A 17,517-nucleotide genomic window follows, 5' to 3' on the forward strand; every position below is an offset into this window, starting at 1 on the left:
ATCAGGTCCGCGACCTTCCTCATGAAACCGTCGTCGTAATGACGCCTGCGATCCCCACACATGAGAAACCGCACCTCCAATCATCGAATCTGCATTATCGCAGTCCAACAATCGGGGTGCAGTTCAGCCGAGGGGGCCAAGTCCGTATATAGTTTGTGCGTGCGGCCGTTACGCCTGGACCGTCTCGTTCAGCTTGGAACGCTTGCGAGCGTAGCCGAAGTAGACCAGCAGGCCAAGGCCGAACCAGACGGCGAAACGCACCCACGTCTCCCAGTTGAGGCCGGCGATGAGCACCAGGCAGAACAGGATCGACAGGATCGGCGTGACCGGCACGCCCGGGGCGCGGAAGCCGCGGTGCGCGTCCGGCTGCGTGTGCCGCATCCACAGCACGCCGGCCGAGACGATGATGAACGCGCTCAACGTGCCGATGTTCACCAGCTCGAACAGCACGTTGATGTTGATGAAACCGCCGGCGAACGCGGTCAGCAGGCCGAAGAACCACGTGCCCTTGAACGGCGTAAGGTACTTGCCGTGCACTTCGCCGAAGAACTTCGGGAACAGGCCGTCACGGCTCATCGCATAGCAGATGCGCGACTGTCCGTACAGCTGCACGAGCATCACCGTGGTCATGCCGATCAGCGCGCCGAGGTTGACGATCACCGCAAGCCAGTTCATGCCGGTCTTGATGATCACGCCCGCCACCGGAGCGTCGATGAACTCGGCGAACTGGTCGTACGGCACCACACCGGTCATGATCAGCGTCATCACGATGTACAGCACCGTCGACACGATCAACGAATACAGGATGCCCTTAGGCAGCGTCTTGTTCGGTTCGACCGTCTCCTCGGCAGACGACGAGACCGCGTCGAAGCCGATGAAGCTGAAGAACACGATCGACGCGGCAGGCACGATGCCGTACGGCTGCGTCGAACCCGGCTGGAACGTGTACACGCCGTACGGGGCGAACGGCTGCCAGTTCGACGGGTTCACATACCAGATCACGCACACGATGAACAGCACGATGATCGCCAGCTTGATCATCACCATGATGTCGTTCGTCCGCTTCGTCTGGTTGATGCCGATCGACAGCACCCAGGTGATGAGCAGCACGATCACGAAGCCGGGCAGGTTGAAATACGTGGTCACATCAGGGTTCGTGCCGTACGCGGCGGTCAGCTCGACCGGCAGCTGCAGGCCGAACCCGGCCAGCAGCTTGTTGAAATACCCGGACCACCCGGCGGACACGGTCGCCGCCTGCAACGCATACTCCAGGATCAGGTCCCAGCCGATCATGAACGCGATTAGTTCGCCGAACGCCAGATAGGCGTACGAGTATGCGGAGCCGGACACGGGCGCCATCGACGCGAACTCCGCGTAGCACAGGCCGGCGAAACCGCAGCAGATGGCGGCCAGCAGGAACGAGAGGGTGAGCGCGGGGCCGGCGGTGAGCGCACCCTTGCCGGTCAGCACGAAGATGCCGGTGCCGATGATCGCGCCGATGCCGAGCATCGTCAGGTCGAACGTGCGCATCGTGCGCTTCAATGGAGTGGATTCAGCGACCAGCTGATCCACCGATTTCTTGCGAAAAAGATCCATGAGTCTTCTCTCAATGACGGATTGGATATGGGCTGGACCGGACGGCATTCCGGGACCCCGGCACGCCTCAACGCCGGGAATCAGAAATCCGCGGGCGACATGTCAAGGCCCGTCGGATATTGCGCAAGTGTATGGCCTTGCCGTGGACAAACGGCGCGCGGCCGGGCGAATCGTTTCACGTAGTGGGAAAACCGGCACGATATGGACGTTTCAGCGTGCGGGGCATGCCGGATTTGTGACGATTGCGATGGAATTCGGACGGTTGCGGCGCATGGGCGCGGATTCGTCATCGCGGCGCGCCACAATGGTGGGCATGACTTTGAATGCAGCACCTGAATTGCAGTTCTCATCCCCGCAGGGCGAGGCCAACTATAAGGCCGCGCGCCGCAGGTATCCGGCCCAGGCGATCGTGGACCTCGCCGCCCTGCGCGACAACATGCGTCATCTCGTCGACGTGGTCGGCGGCCCGAACTCCGGGACCGCGGTGATGGGCGTCGTCAAGGCGGACGCCTACGGCCATGGCCTGCTGCCGTCCGCGCTGGCGGCGCTTGCGGGAGGCGCGACCTGGCTGGGCACCGCGCAGGCGCATGAGGCGCTGCTGCTGCGCAAGCTCGGCATCGGCCCGGACCGTTGCCACATCATCACCTGGGTCTACAACGGCACCGACGTGCCGTTCGACGAGCTCATCGCCAACGACATCGACATCTCGGTCGGCTCACTGCCCGGCATCGAAGGCGTGGCCGCCGCCGCGCGCCGGCTCGGCCGCACCGCCCGCGTGCACGTGAAGGTGGACTCCGGATTCGGCCGCAACGGCTTCACCGAGGAGTCGTTCGACGAGGCGCTCGCCCGGCTGGTGCCGCTCGCGCATGAAGGCGTGCTGCACATCGTCGGCCAGTGGAGCCACCTGGCGGTCGCCGACTCGCCGGACGTGCCCGAATTCGTCGCCTCCACCGACCGTCAGATCGAGAACTTCAAGGCGTTCACCGCCCGCATGGAGGCCGCAGGCATCGCCCCCGAGATCCGGCATCTCGCCAACACCGCGGCCACGCTCGACCGCCCTGAGATCCACTTCGAGCTCACCCGCCCGGGCATCGGCCTGTACGGCTACGAGCCGGACCCGGCCATGGGCACGCCGCGCGACTGGCATCTGAAGCCGGCCATGACCCTGCAGGCGCAGCTGGGCACGGTCAAGCACATCGCCGCCGGTCACGGCATCTCCTACGGGCGCACCTACCTGACCCCCGACGACACGTCCACCGCGATCGTGCCTCTCGGCTACGCGGACGGCATCCACCGTTCCGCGTCCGGCTTCGACATGCAGGGCGCCAAGCATGTAGAGAAGCAGGGAGGTCCGGTGCGCGTGATGACCACGGAGGGGCCGCGCCTGTACCGCGTCTCCGGACGCGTGTGCATGGACCAGTTCATGCTCGACCTGCACGGCTCCTGCGACGAGCTGGGCGTGCACGAGGGCGACACGGTCGAACTGTTCGGACCGGGGCGCGGCGAGGACTTCGCCGAGCCGACCGCCGACGACTGGGCGCGCGCGGCCGACACGATCAGCTACGAGATCTTCACCTGCCTGCGCAACCGCATCCCGAGGCTCTACCTGCACGCCGCCGACGTGCTGCCCGCCGACGACCTGGCGAAGCTGGATCCGGCAACGCTGCTGTAGGCGGCGGTTGCAGGACCGCAGGGCTGTTCGCACGCCGGCCGGCTCAGTTCATTCCTGTTCCGTTTTCCTTTTCCCCTCAAGATGCACAATGTGCACCTTGAGGGGAAATTTGTAAAGGAGATATGGAGAAAGGTGATGGATTGTGTACCTTAAGGCGCACAATCCGGCTTCCGGACTTCTTAAGATGCAGAATGTGCATCTTGCGGAAGGGGCGTGTTCGTTTGCCGCGGGTATGCTGGGGTTTCAGGGGGTGACGGTCATGCAGGACTACGACGATGGTGAGGGGCGAACGCAACGGCCGATCATGGAAGGTTTCGACGCCGATGGCGAGAACAACGACGGTGGGGACGCGGACTGCGATGCGCTCGCCGAACCTACTGACGCAGCCGAGCCTGCACCCGGGACGCCGCCCGCGCATCGCGGCATCGGCATGACGCTGTTGCGGGGAATAGGCAGCGTGCTCGGCGTGCTGCTCGGAGGCATCCTCGGCCTGTGCGGCTTGACCATAGCGTTCATGGCGGTCCTGCTGCCGTTCATGATCAACACGACGAACGGGACGCACGACGACGATCCCATGATGTTCCTCATCCCCATCGAACTCGCATACCTCATCGCAGGCGCGGCATATATCGCTTACCGCATATGCGTCGGGAGGCTTGTTGACCGTCGGCGCACGACGCCGCGGAAACCGGTGCCCACCCATACGCGTGATGGCGTCCGACGTCCTCGCGGCGCCATGGCCCGATGGCTCGACGCCCGGAAGCAAGGCAGCCCCTTGCTGACGCTGATCGCCATTGTCGCCATCGGCTATGGGCTGATCTGGGGCGGCAGCGACATCATCGCTGTCATCAATGGCCCCGTGAGCGTCTCGGTCGCACGCCCGCGCATCGAACAGCGCACCGAGAAGAACACTGAAGAATACGATGAAGGGACCCATCAGGAATGCACCATCGTGTTCGACGCGAACGGCAAGCAGATCCGCTTCGACAGCGGCGAATGTCCGGGCGGGGAGCTTGATCCGGGCGATCGCATCGGTCGGGCGCTCGACCGGACTCCCGGAAAACGGGTGCTGCTGCTCTACTATCAGACCATCCACGGTCCGGTGTTCCACTCGATCCGTTCGGATCCGCAGTATTCGTAAAACCCATCCGAAGCGGCCGACAAAGCCGACAGACGCCATCGCAGCGCGGCCTCGGGAACTGCTGGTACGCTGGGATGCCAAGGGGGTGACGGGCATGCAGCAGTACGACAATCCTGAAGAGCAGACGCAACAGCCGGTCTTGGAAGGTCTCGGCGGAGGGGACGCTGACAGTGGAGATGCCGACGGCGGGAATATCAGCGGCAAGAATGCCGGTGCCACGCCTTCCGGGCGGCCGCAGGGCGGCATGGCAGCCCCGCCGGCCGGTCTGACCGGTCGCACGGCCACGGTCCCCGAGCGCATTCCCGCGGGCGAAGGGTACACCGCATCCGACGAGGAACGCTGGGCGCCCGAGCCGCCCAAATCCAAATCTCGCACCGCCTTCGAACGCGACCGGGCCAGACTCATCCACTCGTCCGCGTTACGGCGGCTCGGCGCGAAAAGCCAGATCCTCGTCGCCGGAACCGACGACTTCGCGCGCACCCGGCTCACGCACACGCTGGAGGTCGCGCAGATCGGCAGGCAGATCGCCAAAATGCTTGGCTGCGACCCCGACGTCGTGGACTGCGCATGCCTCGCCCACGACCTCGGCCACCCGCCGTTCGGACACAACGGCGAACGGGCGCTCGCCGACATCGCCGCCGACATCGGCGGATTCGAAGGCAATGCGCAGACGCTACGGCTGCTTACCCGGCTCGAACCCAAGGTCTTCCATCCGGACGGCCGCTCCGCCGGCGTCAACCTCACCCGCGCGTCTCTGGACGCCGCCGTCAAATACCCATGGACCCTCGCCGAAGCCGACCAGCATCCCAAAGGGGAGCGAAGCCGCAAATTCTGCGTCTACCCGGACGACACGGCGGTGTTCCGCTGGCTCAAGGCAGCCGCCCCCAAGACGACCGCCAAGCCGATGGAATGCCAGATCATGGACCTCGCCGACGACATCGCCTACTCGGTGCACGACGTCGAGGACTCCATCGCCACCGGCGCCTTCAACCCGATCGCGCTCGACGATGCCCGCGTGATCGACCGCATCGTCGACGACACGCGCGCCTGGTACGGGACGAAATGGAACGCCGACGCCCTGGTGGACGCCTTCGCCAGACTCAAACGCGACCGGCTGTTCCCCGAGCATTTCAACGGGTCGCGCCGGGCGCTCGCCCAGCTCAAGAACATCACCTCCGACCTGATCGGCCGGTTCGCATGGTCGGTCGAACAGGCCACGCGCGACGTGTACGGCACAGGGCCTCTCACCCGGTACTCGGCGAACGTGGTGATCCCAGATTGCACGGCCTACGAGATCGTCGCGCTCAAAGGCATCGCCGTGCACTTCGTCATGGCCCCCGGCGAACGCGAGCCGATGCACCGGGAGGAGCGGCGCATCGTCACCGACCTCATCGACGTGCTCATGTCCGACTCGCCGCGCCCCTCCGACGCGCTGGAGGACGTGTTCCTCGATGACTGGAACGAGGCGGCGAGCGATGCCGAACGCCTGCGCGTCGCCGTCGACCAGGTGGCGTCGCTGACCGACGGCTCGGCGCTCGCCATGCACTCGATCCTGTGCTGAGGCGACGGCCGCGCGCCGTGGCAGGTCGCGCGCCGGCTGTCACGCTGACGGCCGAACCGCGGCATGGCTGACGATACACTGGTGCGTTATGGCTGGAATGATCGCAAAGGAAGACGTGGAGAAGGTTCGCGCCGCCGCGGACCTGTATGACATCGTATCCGCAAGCGTGACGCTCAAGCCCTCGGGGACCGGCACGTTCGTCGGCCTGTGCCCGTTCCACGACGAGAAGACGCCGAGCTTCTCCGTCAGGCCCGCGCTCGGCGTATGGCACTGCTTCGGCTGCGGCCTCGGCGGCGACGTGTTCGGATACGTCGAGCAGCAGGAGAACATCGACTTCCGTGAGGCCGTCGAACTGCTCGCCGACCGGTACCACATCGAACTGCACTACGACAACGCCACCGGCAAGGTCGAGCATTCAGGCTCGAAACGCGCCCGGCTCATCGAGGCGAACGAGGAGGCGCAACGTTTCTTCACCTCGCAGATCATGGCCAAGGAGGCGCTCGCCGCACGCAAGCTGCTCGGCGGCCGCAACTTCACCCGCGCCGACTGCGAACGGTTCGGCTGCGGCTACGCGCCGCAAGGCTGGGACAATCTGGTGCGCTACCTCGCCTCCAAAGGGTTCACCCAGCAGGAGATGCTCGACGCCGGCCTCGCCAGACGCGGCGCACGCGGCGTCTACGACTACTTCCGCGGGCGCGTCACCTGGCCGATCCGCGATTCGACCGGCCGCACGCTCGGCTTCGGCGCGCGCAAACTGTACGACGACGACCAGATCGCCGCGAAATACATCAACACGCCCGACACGCAGCTGTACCGCAAGACGCAGGTGCTGTACGGCATCGACCTCGCCAAATCCGCCATCGTCAAGAAACGGCAGGTCGTGATCGTCGAAGGGTACACGGACGTGATGGCCATGCACCTGGCCGGCATCGACACCGCGGTGGCCACTTGCGGCACCGCGTTCGGCGCGGAGCACGCGAAGATCGTGCGCCGTCTCGTCGCCGACGACTCTCTGGGCGCCGTGCAGCTGGTCGGCCCGCTCAACGTGCCCGGCCAGCCGCTCAGCTCGCGCATCGTGTTCACGTTCGACGGCGACGCGGCCGGCCAGAAGGCCGCATTGCATGCGTTCGGACTGGACGCCACGTTCCTGTCGCAGACGTTCGTGGCCGTCGCCGACGACAACCTCGACCCCTGCGACCTGCGCATCAACCGCGGCGACCAGGCGGTGCGCTCGCTGATCGAACACGCCCGGCCGCTCTACGATTTCGTGATCGACGCGGCGATCGGGCGGTTCGACACCGCGTACACGACCGGCCAGATGGGGGCGGTGAAGGCCGTCGCCCCGCTGATCGCCCAGATCCGCGACCGTTCGCAGCGCGACCTGTACGCGCGCAAGGCCACGCGGCGCATCGGCGTGGACCTCGACATCATGCAGCGCGAGGTGCGTGCGGCCCACAGCCAGCTGCACGTGCGCGACGAGGACGCCTACGCGCAGCGGCGACGCTTCAACGCGGGCGGCGAGCCCGGCATGGGGGCCGGGCCGGCCGGCGGCATGCGCGGCGAGAACGCGAACCCGTACGAGAACCCGGCGCTGCGCCGGGCGCTGGAACGTCGGGACGCCACCGAACAGTCGTACTTCCGCATCGACGACGCGGTGTTCATCTGCGAACAGCAGTTCATGGCCACGCTCATCCAGATTCCGCGGGCCATCGACCGTACCATGTTCGCGAGGCTCGACGCCGACTCGTTCACGGCACCGGTGTTCCGGGCGTTGTTCCAGGCCATCGAGGCGGCGGGCGGGCTGCCTCCCGAGACCACGGCGCAGGGATTGTGGCTGCACAACCTTAACAAGGCCGGCGGCATGGTGCTCGCGCCAGTCATCAACGAACTGGCCGTGCTGCCGCTGCCCCTGCCGCCGTCCGAACAGGACCGGGCGGTCGCCGGCGGCACTCAGGGCGTGCAGAACGCGGCGGCCGTCCAGCTGCGGCCGGCCAGCCCCGCCGAGACCCAGTATGCCGCCGAGCTGCTTGCCAGACTGCTCGACATGGGTTACATGCGTCGCATCGCGGCGGCGAAACGACGCATGGTCAGCCTGCCGGACGGCACCGAGAAACTCACCCTGCTTGGCGACATCACCAAGCTGGAGGCCGCGCGCAAGGATCTGCAGGCCCAGATCTACGGCAACACCGTGGGGTGAGCGACGGTGGCGATGGGCCGGGTTAGTGGTCCGTGTCGCGGAGCCTGCGGCGTATAGGTCTTCCGTTAGCGGTTGCGGGGATGGTCGCATGTCCATGAAATCGCCGCGGTCAGAGGCCGTATTGGCGGGGTTTGCGCGTGAGTTTCGATGATGGTTGGGACGCGAGGCGGAATCCGCGGTTTTCGGGCTCGCGTCCCAACTGGTATTGGGACGTGAGACGCATATCGTCGGTTTGGGCGTTCGCGTCCCACGATATTGTGGGATGCGAGCCTTTGTAATCGGTCACATTGTCTTGAGTACCAATGGGCATTGGGACGCGACGCGTTTTTTCGCCGTTTTTCCGCCCGCGTACCAACACGGTGGAGCGGCTGCGCGCAGCGCGCCTTCTTCGTGCCGGTACCGCGAGATGCCGCGGACGCCACGACGGGATTGTCGCATCCTTGGCAGAGAATATGCCGGTCTCTCGGATTTGACGCGGCGGCGTGCGCCGGTTACACTGGCGACCATTATGGTGCAGAGTGGTATGTCCGGCAAACGCGGGTTCGCAAGCCCCGCGCAACGTGTGCAGAAAGTGCTGCACACGCTCCTCGAGCATACCTTCGTCCAGTGTGAAGCCCTTACGGAAGGGCTGTATCGGCTTCGACAGCCCGGACTGCAGGCATAACAGCATAACAACCATCTGAACTCCGTGCGCCGAACATCAGCCGGCATGTCCGGAGACCCCCGCAATTCAGCCTCCGGCCCTGCCATCTCCCATGATTCGGCGTCATTGCGGACCTCATCGGCACTATCGGCAGCGTCGAATCGACAGCATCAACAGAAAAGAGACCACGATGAAGTATTTCACCACAGACACGCATTTCGGGCATCCGCTCGTCTCCGCGCTGCGCGGATTCACCACGTTCGACCCCGGCCGCGGCGAATACCTGCGGCTGCTGCACGACCAAGGTCGTAAGGCGGCCGAGGATTGGGTCAGGCAGACCGTCGAGGACGACTCACGGCTCACGTTCCGCACGGCGGCCGACACCGACGCGCACGACGCGGCGGTCGTGGCGTCCATCAACGCCGCAGTCGGGCCGGACGACGAGCTGTGGATCCTCGGCGACATCGGCTTCCGCACGTCCGTGAAGCATCTCAAGGACTGCCTGCGGCAGCTGCAATGCCGGCACCTGCACGCCGTGATCGGCAACCACGACGACTGGTGGATGGCCAACAGGCCGGCGCTCAACCTGTTCGAGAGCATCGAGCCGAACGACACGGTCGACCTGCCCGGCCTTGACGCCGCGCGGCCGGACGACCTTGAGACCGTCAACCTGTCGCATTTCCCGTACCGGGAGGATCTGGCGTACGGATGGCCCGACGACGCCGTACGGTTCCACGACCAGGCGCTGCCTTTCGACGGCCGCCGGCTGCTGTACGGGCACACGCACCAGCTCACGCCGGAGGGCGCGCGCCCGGAGTCGCTCAACGTCGGCCTTGACGCATGGAACCTGACGCCGGTGTCGGCCGATCAGGTCGCCGCATGGTTCCGCGAAACGGCCCGGACCGGCGGCGACGGCGACGGCGTGACGGAACGCAATCGTCTCGACATGCCCTCGCGCTGAGCGCCGCGGGCGGCGGCCGCCAGAAGCGGCAACGAAGAAACAACACAGGAAAGGAGCAGACGACGATGGCGAAGCTCATCATTCTGCGTGGACTGCCGGCGGCCGGCAAGTCCACTTGGGCGCGGGCATGGGCGCTGGACCCGGCCAACACGTGGCCGCACTGCGTGATCTCGCTTGACGAGATCCGTCTCATGATCGCCGGTTCGCCGGAACGCCGCGACCGCATGCGTGCGACGCGCGGCAGCGGATTCGAGGCCATGGTGGTGGCCATGGGGCGGCACATGGTGGCCGACGCGCTCGACGCCGGCTGGGACGTCGTGGCCGACGCCCAGCATGCGAACCCGCAATATGCGAAGGATCTGGTGCGTCTGGCCGAGGCGCACGGGGCGTTGTGGGAGACGCGCGACTTCGACGTGCCGCTTGATGAGTTGCTGCGCCGCAACGCGGCACGCCCCGACGGCAAGCGTGTGCCGGAGGACTACATCCGTTCGTCGTGGAAGCGATTCCACGATGTGATGTTCCGGCCTCTCGACGGCGGCGGACTCGGCGGCAACCTGCTGGAACGCATGCGCGCCGATCCGGACGTCCGGGTGACGCCGGTGCGCGGGGAGGCGGACGTGTTCGTCTGCAACTTCACGCGCGACGCGTTTCTGAAGGGGCGGTGGAACGAGCGGACCGTCAACGCCCGGGGACTGTTCGTGGACGGCGACGGGCGCGTGGTGCAGCGCGGGTTCGAGAAGTTCTTCGCCGTGGACGAGACCGAGGCGACGCGATACGACCGGGTGGTCGCCTACGGCGACGAGCACCCCGGCGCGTTCCCCGTGCGCGTGGAGCGCAAGGAGAACGGCTTCCTGGGGCTGGTCGGGGCGGCCGGGGAGCCGGGACGGTTCCGGTTCTGGTCGAAGTCCGGCCAGACCGACTATTCGGCGCTGATCGAGCGGCTGTTCCCCGCCGACGCGCAGGTGCGGGAGCAGCTGTGGCAAATGCTGCATGACTGGGATGTGACCGCCGCGTTCGAGGTGCTCGACATGCAGTCCGACCGGCATATCGTCGGCTATGACGGGTCTGGGTTGCGGCTGCTGCATCTGATCCGCAACCAGGAGACGTTCGCCATCGACGCCGCTCATGAGCCGCGGTTCGCCGCCGCCGGCGGTTTCGCGCGGCCGCAGGTGGTGGCGGTCTGCCATGACGCGGCAGACGTGGCGCAGGCCATCGCCGACGCGCGGCGAACCGACAGGGAGGGCGTCGTGCTGTATTTCGCCGACGGCTGGATGGTGAAGGTCAAGTCGGACCATTACAAGCTGGTCAAGTCGCTGCGGCCGATGCTGCAACGGGTGTTGCTGCGAGGGCGTGCGCTGAACCGTGCCGGCGAGACGGCCGACCTTGCGCGCCGGGTGATCGGGTACGCAAACGACCACGGCATCGACCTGACCTACGAGCGGCAGGCCTTCGGCGAACGTGACGTCGATATGATCCGTGTCGGCGACATCGTGCGGACGCTGGACGCCGATTGATGGTGCGTAATGCCCGGTTTGGTGTGCCGAAACCGGGCATTACGCACCATCAACCGGCGGAAACGGGCATAATGGGTCATCGTGAGTGTTGATTTCTATGTGGCGGGGCCGTTTTTCGACGACGAGCAGGTGGCGAGCATGGAGCGGTTGGAAGCCGTGCTGGAGGGGCACGGCAAGCGGCTGTTCAAGCCGCGGTTCGCCTCCGACATCGCCGAAGTGGGACCCGAGGGCTGTTTCGCCGACGACGTGCAGGGCATCCGCGACGCGGACGCGGTCATCGCCAACCTGCGCGGCGAGGACACTGGCACGATGTTCGAGGTCGGGTTCGCCTACGCGCTCGGCAAGCCGGTGTACGGCTATTATGAGGGACTGCGCGGTACCGACCGCATCAACCTGATGATCTCCCAGTCCGTCTCCATGGTGTTCGCCGGCCCCGCCGACCTCGCCCGATGGCTGGAGACCGGCCGGCACGAGGAAGTCGACTACATCCAGTTCTGAGACGTGCCGGCGCATGGCCTGGTCGCGCGCTGTCGTGTCTGTCACAGCGGGTAGCTACCCGCTGTGACAGACACGTGGGTTGTGGGTTTGTGGTTGTGGGTTTGTGGTTGTGGGTTTGTGGTTGTGGGTTTGTGGTTGTGGGTTTGTGGTTGTGGGTTTGTGGTTGTGGGTTTGTGGTTGCGGGTTTGCGGTCGTGGGGGCGAGGTGAAGCGGCATGATGCGGCCGTGCGGCCGAACAGTTGTTGAATTCTTTGTGGAGCTTCGCCCGTCATGGCCGCGGTTCGACTACCATGGTTCGGTAATAGCCGCGTCCACTGTGGAACGCGACGCAACCAAAAGAAGGGGGAACGGTAATGGGATTCCTCATTTTCCTCGCCGTCGTACTGCTGATCCTGATCTGGCTGCTGTGCCTGGCGATCTACGTCGTGCCGCAGCAGCAGGCGTACATCATCGAACGGTTCGGCAAGTTCAACAAGGTGCAGTTCGCCGGCATCCACGCGAAGATTCCGTTCGTGGACCGCATCGCGACGAAGACCAACATGCGCGTCTCCCAGCTCAACGTGCAGCTGGAGACCAAGACGCTCGACAACGTGTTCGTGACGGTCGTCGCCTCCACCCAGTTCCGCGTGAACCCCGAGAACGTGGCCACCGCATACTATGAGCTGCGCGATCCGGCCGGGCAGCTGCGCAGCTACATGGAGGATGCGCTGCGCTCCGCAATCCCCGCGCTCTCGCTCGACGACGCGTTCGCGCGCAAGGACGATGTGGCGTTCGACGTGCAGAAGACCGTCGGCAACGAGATGGCCCGCTTCGGTTTTACGGTCGTCAAGACCCTGATCACCGCCATCGACCCGAGCCCGCAGGTCAAGAACGCGATGGACTCCATCAACGCAGCCCAGCGTGAGAAGGAGGCCACCCGCCAGCGCGCAGAGGCCCAGCGTATCCAGATCGAGACGCAGGCCGCGGCCGACGCCGAGAAGACCCGCCTGCAGGGCGAGGGCCAGGCGAACTACCGCCGTGAGATCGCCAACGGCATCGTCGACCAGATCAAGAGCCTGCAGGCCGTGGGCATGAACATCAACGACGTGAACAACGTGGTGCTGTTCAACCAGTATCTCGACGTGATGCGTTCGCTCTCCGAATCGAACAACACGAAGACCGTGGTGCTGCCCGCGTCCACGCCGGGAGGCTACCAGGACCTGTACGATCAGGTCACCAAGGCCATGCTCACTGCGAGCGAGACCAAGTAGCCGCACCTCAGCCGGCAGGATGCCGGCCCAAGGATGACAGGCCTTTGCGCGACGTGTCGAACCGCGTTGCACAAAGGCCTGTTTTGTAACTAATTATCCATATAATAGTGCGAACAAATCCGCGAGGGAAAGGCAAGACGATGACGTATGCGGCGATGACGTGCGCGCAGTGCGGCAACGTGCTGGAGCAGGGAGCCAGATTCTGCACGTTCTGCGGCACACCGGTGACGGCCGCCGCGCCGACGGCTCCGGCCATTCCGGCACCGCCGAGCCCGAACACGCCGGCAACGCCGTTGCCGTCACCATCATCATCGCCGGCTGCCGCCGCCGTCCCGATGCCCGGCTTGCCACCGATGCCGGACCGGCCGCAGCCGCAGGCGTCGGGTCATGCGTCCGCCCAACCAGTGACGCCACCGGCTCCCGCGGTCCCATTGCCGCAACCCGTCGCCACATCCGCGCCGTCCGCCGCGGCCGCGGACGGCAACACCCATGCCGATGACCACGGCAAAGCCAAAACCGTGAAAAAGCCCGGCAAGCCGAACAAGAAGGAGAAGAAGCCCACCGCGACCGGCGGAACGCGCAAACGCCGCATCATCATCGGGACAGTCATCGCGGTCGTGGCGCTCGCCATCGCAGCGATACTCGCCGTCGTGTTCCTCATCATCCTGCCCGGGCAGAAAGTCGGGTTCAACGCAATCGTCCACGCCGCGGGACCGGACAGTCCGAAACTGTGCCGCAACCTGCTCGGCGACGACAAAGCCATGTCCAAGGCGTTCGGCTACACGGTGACCGCCACCGACCCCGGCGACAAGGCGGACACCGGCGTATGCATCTACAATGACGACGCTCGCAAGCCGCACACGATCCGCATCGGATACGCGACCAGCAACCTCGGCGGCGACGCCGTGGTCAAGGCCGCCTCGTCCAACGGGCGATACGTCATCGCCATCGACAAGGACCCGTCCATCACCCCCGATGCCGCAAGCCGATTGCAGCGGGTGTTCGGCAAGGCCGCCAACCGGCTCAAGGACGATACGACGCAATGGGCCAAAGCGCTGCCGAAACTCGAATCCGGCATGACCGTCATCCCCAACCAGACGGTGTGCGAGGGGCGGGCATGCAACGGCATGCCGTCCGATGGTTCGCCGGCATCGTCGGGCACGAGCGAATCCGGCTCGTCGGGCGACGGCACGTCGGATGGCAGTGCATCGGGCGACGGCACATCGTCCGGCAACGCCGCAGCGACCACGTTCCCGGCGGCCGGCAACGATACGCCCACCGTCCACGCCTACGACACGTCGCTGGCCGTGCTCGACCATCCCAAGGCCGTCAAAACCAAGCTGACCGACGGCACGGTCACGTACGCCGTGCCGGCGGACGGCGAGACGTTCGCACTGCTCGACTTCCGCCGCGCCCCTGCGAACCGCTGCACCGCGCAGGCATGCACCTGGCAGTCCGACGCCTCCAAGTCCGCCACGATCACCATCGGCGGCAAGAGCGACAAGGGCGCGGACAACGTGCTCAAAGGCGTCGTCGCGAACTCGGCGCCCGCGCACGGCACGTTCGTCGTCAGCGCGAAACCCGGCGTCAAGGCGCGCATCACCGTCAACGGCGGTGGCGGCGACCATGAGGCCCAGCTGAGCCTTGACGCCGCGTCCGGCAAGACCGACGTTCTTGAGGAGGCGGCCGCGAAGAAGACCGCCGTCGACGCGGCCGGCAAGCAGGGCAACGCCTGCGACCGCGGCTGCACCGCCACCGGCGTCGTCACCTTCGACCATCCCGTCTGGGGACGTTCGACGCTGGTCACGCTCGCCATGGGCAGCAAGGCCAAGACCTACGACGGCGACATGGGCGTCGCCCGGTACGACGCCGGCTTCGGCTACGTCGTCGTCAGCCAATCCGGGCAGGCCATGTACGGCAACTTCGTGCTCGACCCGATCCTCGACGACCCCAGCGGCCCCCACTACAGCCGGTACAACCTGCTGCCGGCGATGAACAAGCCGGACAAGTCAGGCAACATCCTGCTCGCCGCCTACGACTATCCGGGCGGCAGCGCGACCGCCGACTATGCGATCGCGTTCCACGTGGGCGCGGGCGGCGACCTGCAGGGCATCGGCTTCGGCGACGACTCGTTCGGCGGCGGCATACGTCCGCTGATCCTCAACGCCGGCGACGTCGACAAGGACGGCAACGCCGACGTGACCATCGCCTACGGCGTCGACAGCGGCGACGGGACCGCGGCCAACGCCTGGAGGGTCGACTACCGGTGGAGCTACGACAAGGGCAAGGGCAGCTACCAGCCCACGCAGGTCGAGACCAGCGAGAACTCCGCGCTGACCAACGCCTACATCACCACGAACGTACTGTACAACAGCGAATCGATGTCAGGCGCGCACGACATCATCGTCCACCAGTTGTCCGACGATGCGGAGATCTTCAGCTGGGACTCCTGCCAGGTCAAGAAGGTCTCCGAAGTGGAGCCGTTCGACTACAACCAGGTGGGCGGCGGCACCGCGCACGCCGACGACCCGGTGGACTTCTCGGTCGGGCTCAACCTGTACTTCCTCGCAGGCACGCAGAACCCGAAGCCGATGGACAACCTGCTCGCCCAAGGCAACAAGGAGTTCTGCAGTCAGGCGCACAGCACCGGCATGGGCGGCATCGGCGGCGCCGGCTATCCGACCGCCTCGCTGCAGGCCACCTCGCAGTCGTATGACGCCAAGACCCGCACCGCGAAGATGACCGCCACCATCAACTGGTCGTATCCGTCGATGTACGGGTTCGATTCGCCCGACCCGGCGCCGACCACCGCGACCATCACCATCAAGTTCGACAAGGACGGCAAGCTGCTGCGCGTCGACACGACCAGCTGGGGAGCGCCGAGGAACTACTAGCGGCGGACGGCACGCCCGGTAGACACGGGTGTGCCGTCCGGTGTCACCGCGCCCGCCCGTGCAGCGTGACGATATCGGCCAGCGTCCGCTTCAGCCGGTCATACGGCGGGTACGCCAGCGACAACGTGTCCGGCAGTGACGGCTTTCCCACCACGGTCTTCACGTGGCTGAACTCCAGAAAACCGGCCTTGCCATGGTAGGCGCCCATGCCGGAGCCGCCCACCCCGCCGAACGGCAGTCGGCTCGACGTCAGATGGCCCAGCGTCAGGCCGAAGCCGAGCGCGCCGGAACTCGTCTCCCGCTCGAACAGGGTGCGCGTCCGGCGGTCCCGGCTGAACACGTACGCCGCCAGCGGCCGGTCACGCGCGGTGACGAACGCCACCGCCTCGCGCGCGTCGGCGACCTCAAGCACCGGCAGGATCGGACCGAAAATCTCCTCCTGCATGACCGGATCGTCCGGCGAAACCCCTGTCAATACGGTGGGCGCCACATATCGTGCCGCGACATCCACCTCGCCGCCGCACGCCACGTGCGGCCCGTCATCGCCTGCCGGCAGCAGCGCGGCGAGCCGACGCACATGCCGCTCGCTCACGATGCGCCCGAAACTCGCGGATTGTTTTGGATCATCGCCGAACATCCGCCTGACGGCGACGACGATGCGTTCGGTGAGCGGCCCGATTACGTCCGGCGTGGCGAGCACATAGTCCGGCGCCACGCACGTCTGGCCGGCGTTGATGAACCGTCCCCACGCGATGCGCCGCGCCGCGACCTCCAGGTTCGCCGTGCCGTCCACGAACACGGGGGACTTGCCGCCAAGCTCCAACGTGACCGGCGTCAGCCGCTTCGCCGCCGCTGCCATGACGATGCGGCCGACCCTGCCGCCGCCCGTATAGAAGAGGTGGTCGAACGGCAGGTCGAGCAGCATGCCGGTCTCCGTGGCGCCGCCCTGCACCACGGCGACCGCGTCCGGATCGAGATAGCGTGGCACGAGCGAAGCGATCAGCGCGCTGGTGCGCGGCGACAGTTCGGACGGCTTGAGACACGCGCAGCAGCCGGCGGCGATCGCGTCGGCCAACGGCTCGAACGTGAGCATCAGCGGATAGTTCCACGGCGAGATGATCAGCGCCACGCCCTTCGGCTCGGCCAGCGTCCAGCCGACGGCCGGTTGCATGAGCAGCGGCATCGGCTTGGGATGCCGGGCCGACCATCGGCGGACGCGGGCGCGCACGAACCGGATCTCGTCAAGCACCAGGCCGATCTCCATGAGCTTGGTCTCGGCAGCAGGCTTGCCCAGGTCAGCATGGACCGCGCGCGTCAACTCGGCCGCGTTGTCGCGCAGCAGCCGGGCGAGCGCGTCCAGTTGGGCCTGCCGCCAGCGGATCGGCCGGGTGACGCCGGAGCGGAACGTACGGTGCAGCCGGTCGGACAGACGCTGCGCCTGATCGTGTGACAGCGTGGGAACGTCGTCTGTGGGAACGTCGTCTGTGGGAACGTCGTGAGTGACGTCGCCGTGCGTGTTGCTGTCGTGTGCGGTACTGTCGTTCGTCATGCTGGCCTCCGTGCTGCAATGCTCCAGACGTTCGCGTCGTG

Annotated in this window: 12 protein-coding genes; 9 read left to right on the top strand and 3 right to left on the bottom strand. The window is 66.1% G+C overall.

From position 1 onward, the window contains the following. Positions 1–168 precede the first annotated feature (168 nt). Positions 169–1,596, bottom strand: a complete 1,428-nt coding sequence (locus F7D09_RS01420; protein ID WP_152233665.1) for an APC family permease — start codon at positions 1,594–1,596, stop codon at positions 169–171. Positions 1,597–1,909: 313 nt separating this feature from the next. On the opposite strand from F7D09_RS01420, the gene alr reads away from it, so the two are divergent. The 4 genes from alr (at position 1,910) to dnaG (ending at position 8,167) form a co-directional block, all read left to right on the top strand. Then, positions 1,910–3,268 carry an alanine racemase gene (gene alr / locus F7D09_RS01425; RefSeq protein WP_152233666.1) on the top strand — a complete coding sequence of 453 codons (1,359 nt, stop codon included), beginning with the start codon at positions 1,910–1,912 and terminating at the stop codon, positions 3,266–3,268. 142 nt (positions 3,269–3,410) lie between these two features. After that, complete coding sequence (locus F7D09_RS01430) at positions 3,411–4,409, top strand: hypothetical protein (RefSeq protein ID WP_152233667.1); 999 nt, start codon at positions 3,411–3,413, stop codon at positions 4,407–4,409. Between the two features lie 244 nt (positions 4,410–4,653). Continuing rightward, on the top strand, positions 4,654–5,970 hold the full coding sequence (locus tag F7D09_RS01435; protein WP_152233745.1) for a deoxyguanosinetriphosphate triphosphohydrolase: 1,317 nt from the start codon (positions 4,654–4,656) through the stop codon (positions 5,968–5,970). Positions 5,971–6,058: 88 nt separating this feature from the next. Beyond that, positions 6,059–8,167 carry a DNA primase gene (dnaG, locus tag F7D09_RS01440; protein ID WP_152233668.1) on the top strand — a complete coding sequence of 703 codons (2,109 nt, stop codon included), beginning with the start codon at positions 6,059–6,061 and terminating at the stop codon, positions 8,165–8,167. 109 nt (positions 8,168–8,276) lie between these two features. Here the strand turns inward: dnaG and F7D09_RS11290 are convergent, their stop codons facing one another. Further along, positions 8,277–8,846: a hypothetical protein gene (locus tag F7D09_RS11290; protein WP_152233669.1), complete on the bottom strand. Its 570-nt coding sequence runs from the start codon at positions 8,844–8,846 to the stop codon at positions 8,277–8,279. A 154-nt stretch (positions 8,847–9,000) separates the two neighbouring features. On the opposite strand from F7D09_RS11290, the gene F7D09_RS01450 reads away from it, so the two are divergent. From F7D09_RS01450 to F7D09_RS01475, 5 genes are all read left to right on the top strand, one after another. After that, entirely contained in the window at positions 9,001–9,771 is a 771-nt protein-coding gene (locus F7D09_RS01450) for a metallophosphoesterase family protein (RefSeq protein ID WP_226835831.1), read from the top strand. Positions 9,772–9,836: 65 nt separating this feature from the next. Further along, on the top strand, positions 9,837–11,285 hold the full coding sequence (locus tag F7D09_RS01455) for an RNA ligase (RefSeq protein WP_152233670.1): 1,449 nt from the start codon (positions 9,837–9,839) through the stop codon (positions 11,283–11,285). 81 nt (positions 11,286–11,366) lie between these two features. Further along, on the top strand, positions 11,367–11,783 hold the full coding sequence (locus F7D09_RS01460; protein WP_226835833.1) for a nucleoside 2-deoxyribosyltransferase: 417 nt from the start codon (positions 11,367–11,369) through the stop codon (positions 11,781–11,783). A gap of 353 nt (positions 11,784–12,136) precedes the next feature. Further along, positions 12,137–13,033, top strand: coding sequence for an SPFH domain-containing protein (locus F7D09_RS01470; RefSeq protein ID WP_152233672.1), 897 nt, complete (start codon positions 12,137–12,139; stop codon positions 13,031–13,033). Between the two features lie 140 nt (positions 13,034–13,173). Next, the gene (locus F7D09_RS01475) at positions 13,174–15,927 is read left to right on the top strand and encodes a zinc ribbon domain-containing protein (RefSeq protein ID WP_152233673.1); all 2,754 of its coding nucleotides are present in this window, start codon (positions 13,174–13,176) and stop codon (positions 15,925–15,927) included. Positions 15,928–15,970: 43 nt separating this feature from the next. Here F7D09_RS01475 and F7D09_RS01480 read toward each other — a convergent pair whose 3' ends face one another. After that, on the bottom strand, positions 15,971–17,476 hold the full coding sequence (locus tag F7D09_RS01480) for an aldehyde dehydrogenase family protein (protein WP_152233674.1): 1,506 nt from the start codon (positions 17,474–17,476) through the stop codon (positions 15,971–15,973). Positions 17,477–17,517 lie beyond the last annotated feature (41 nt).

The organism is Bifidobacterium leontopitheci, from assembly GCF_009193355.1.
Taxonomy (GTDB): domain Bacteria; phylum Actinomycetota; class Actinomycetes; order Actinomycetales; family Bifidobacteriaceae; genus Bifidobacterium; species Bifidobacterium leontopitheci.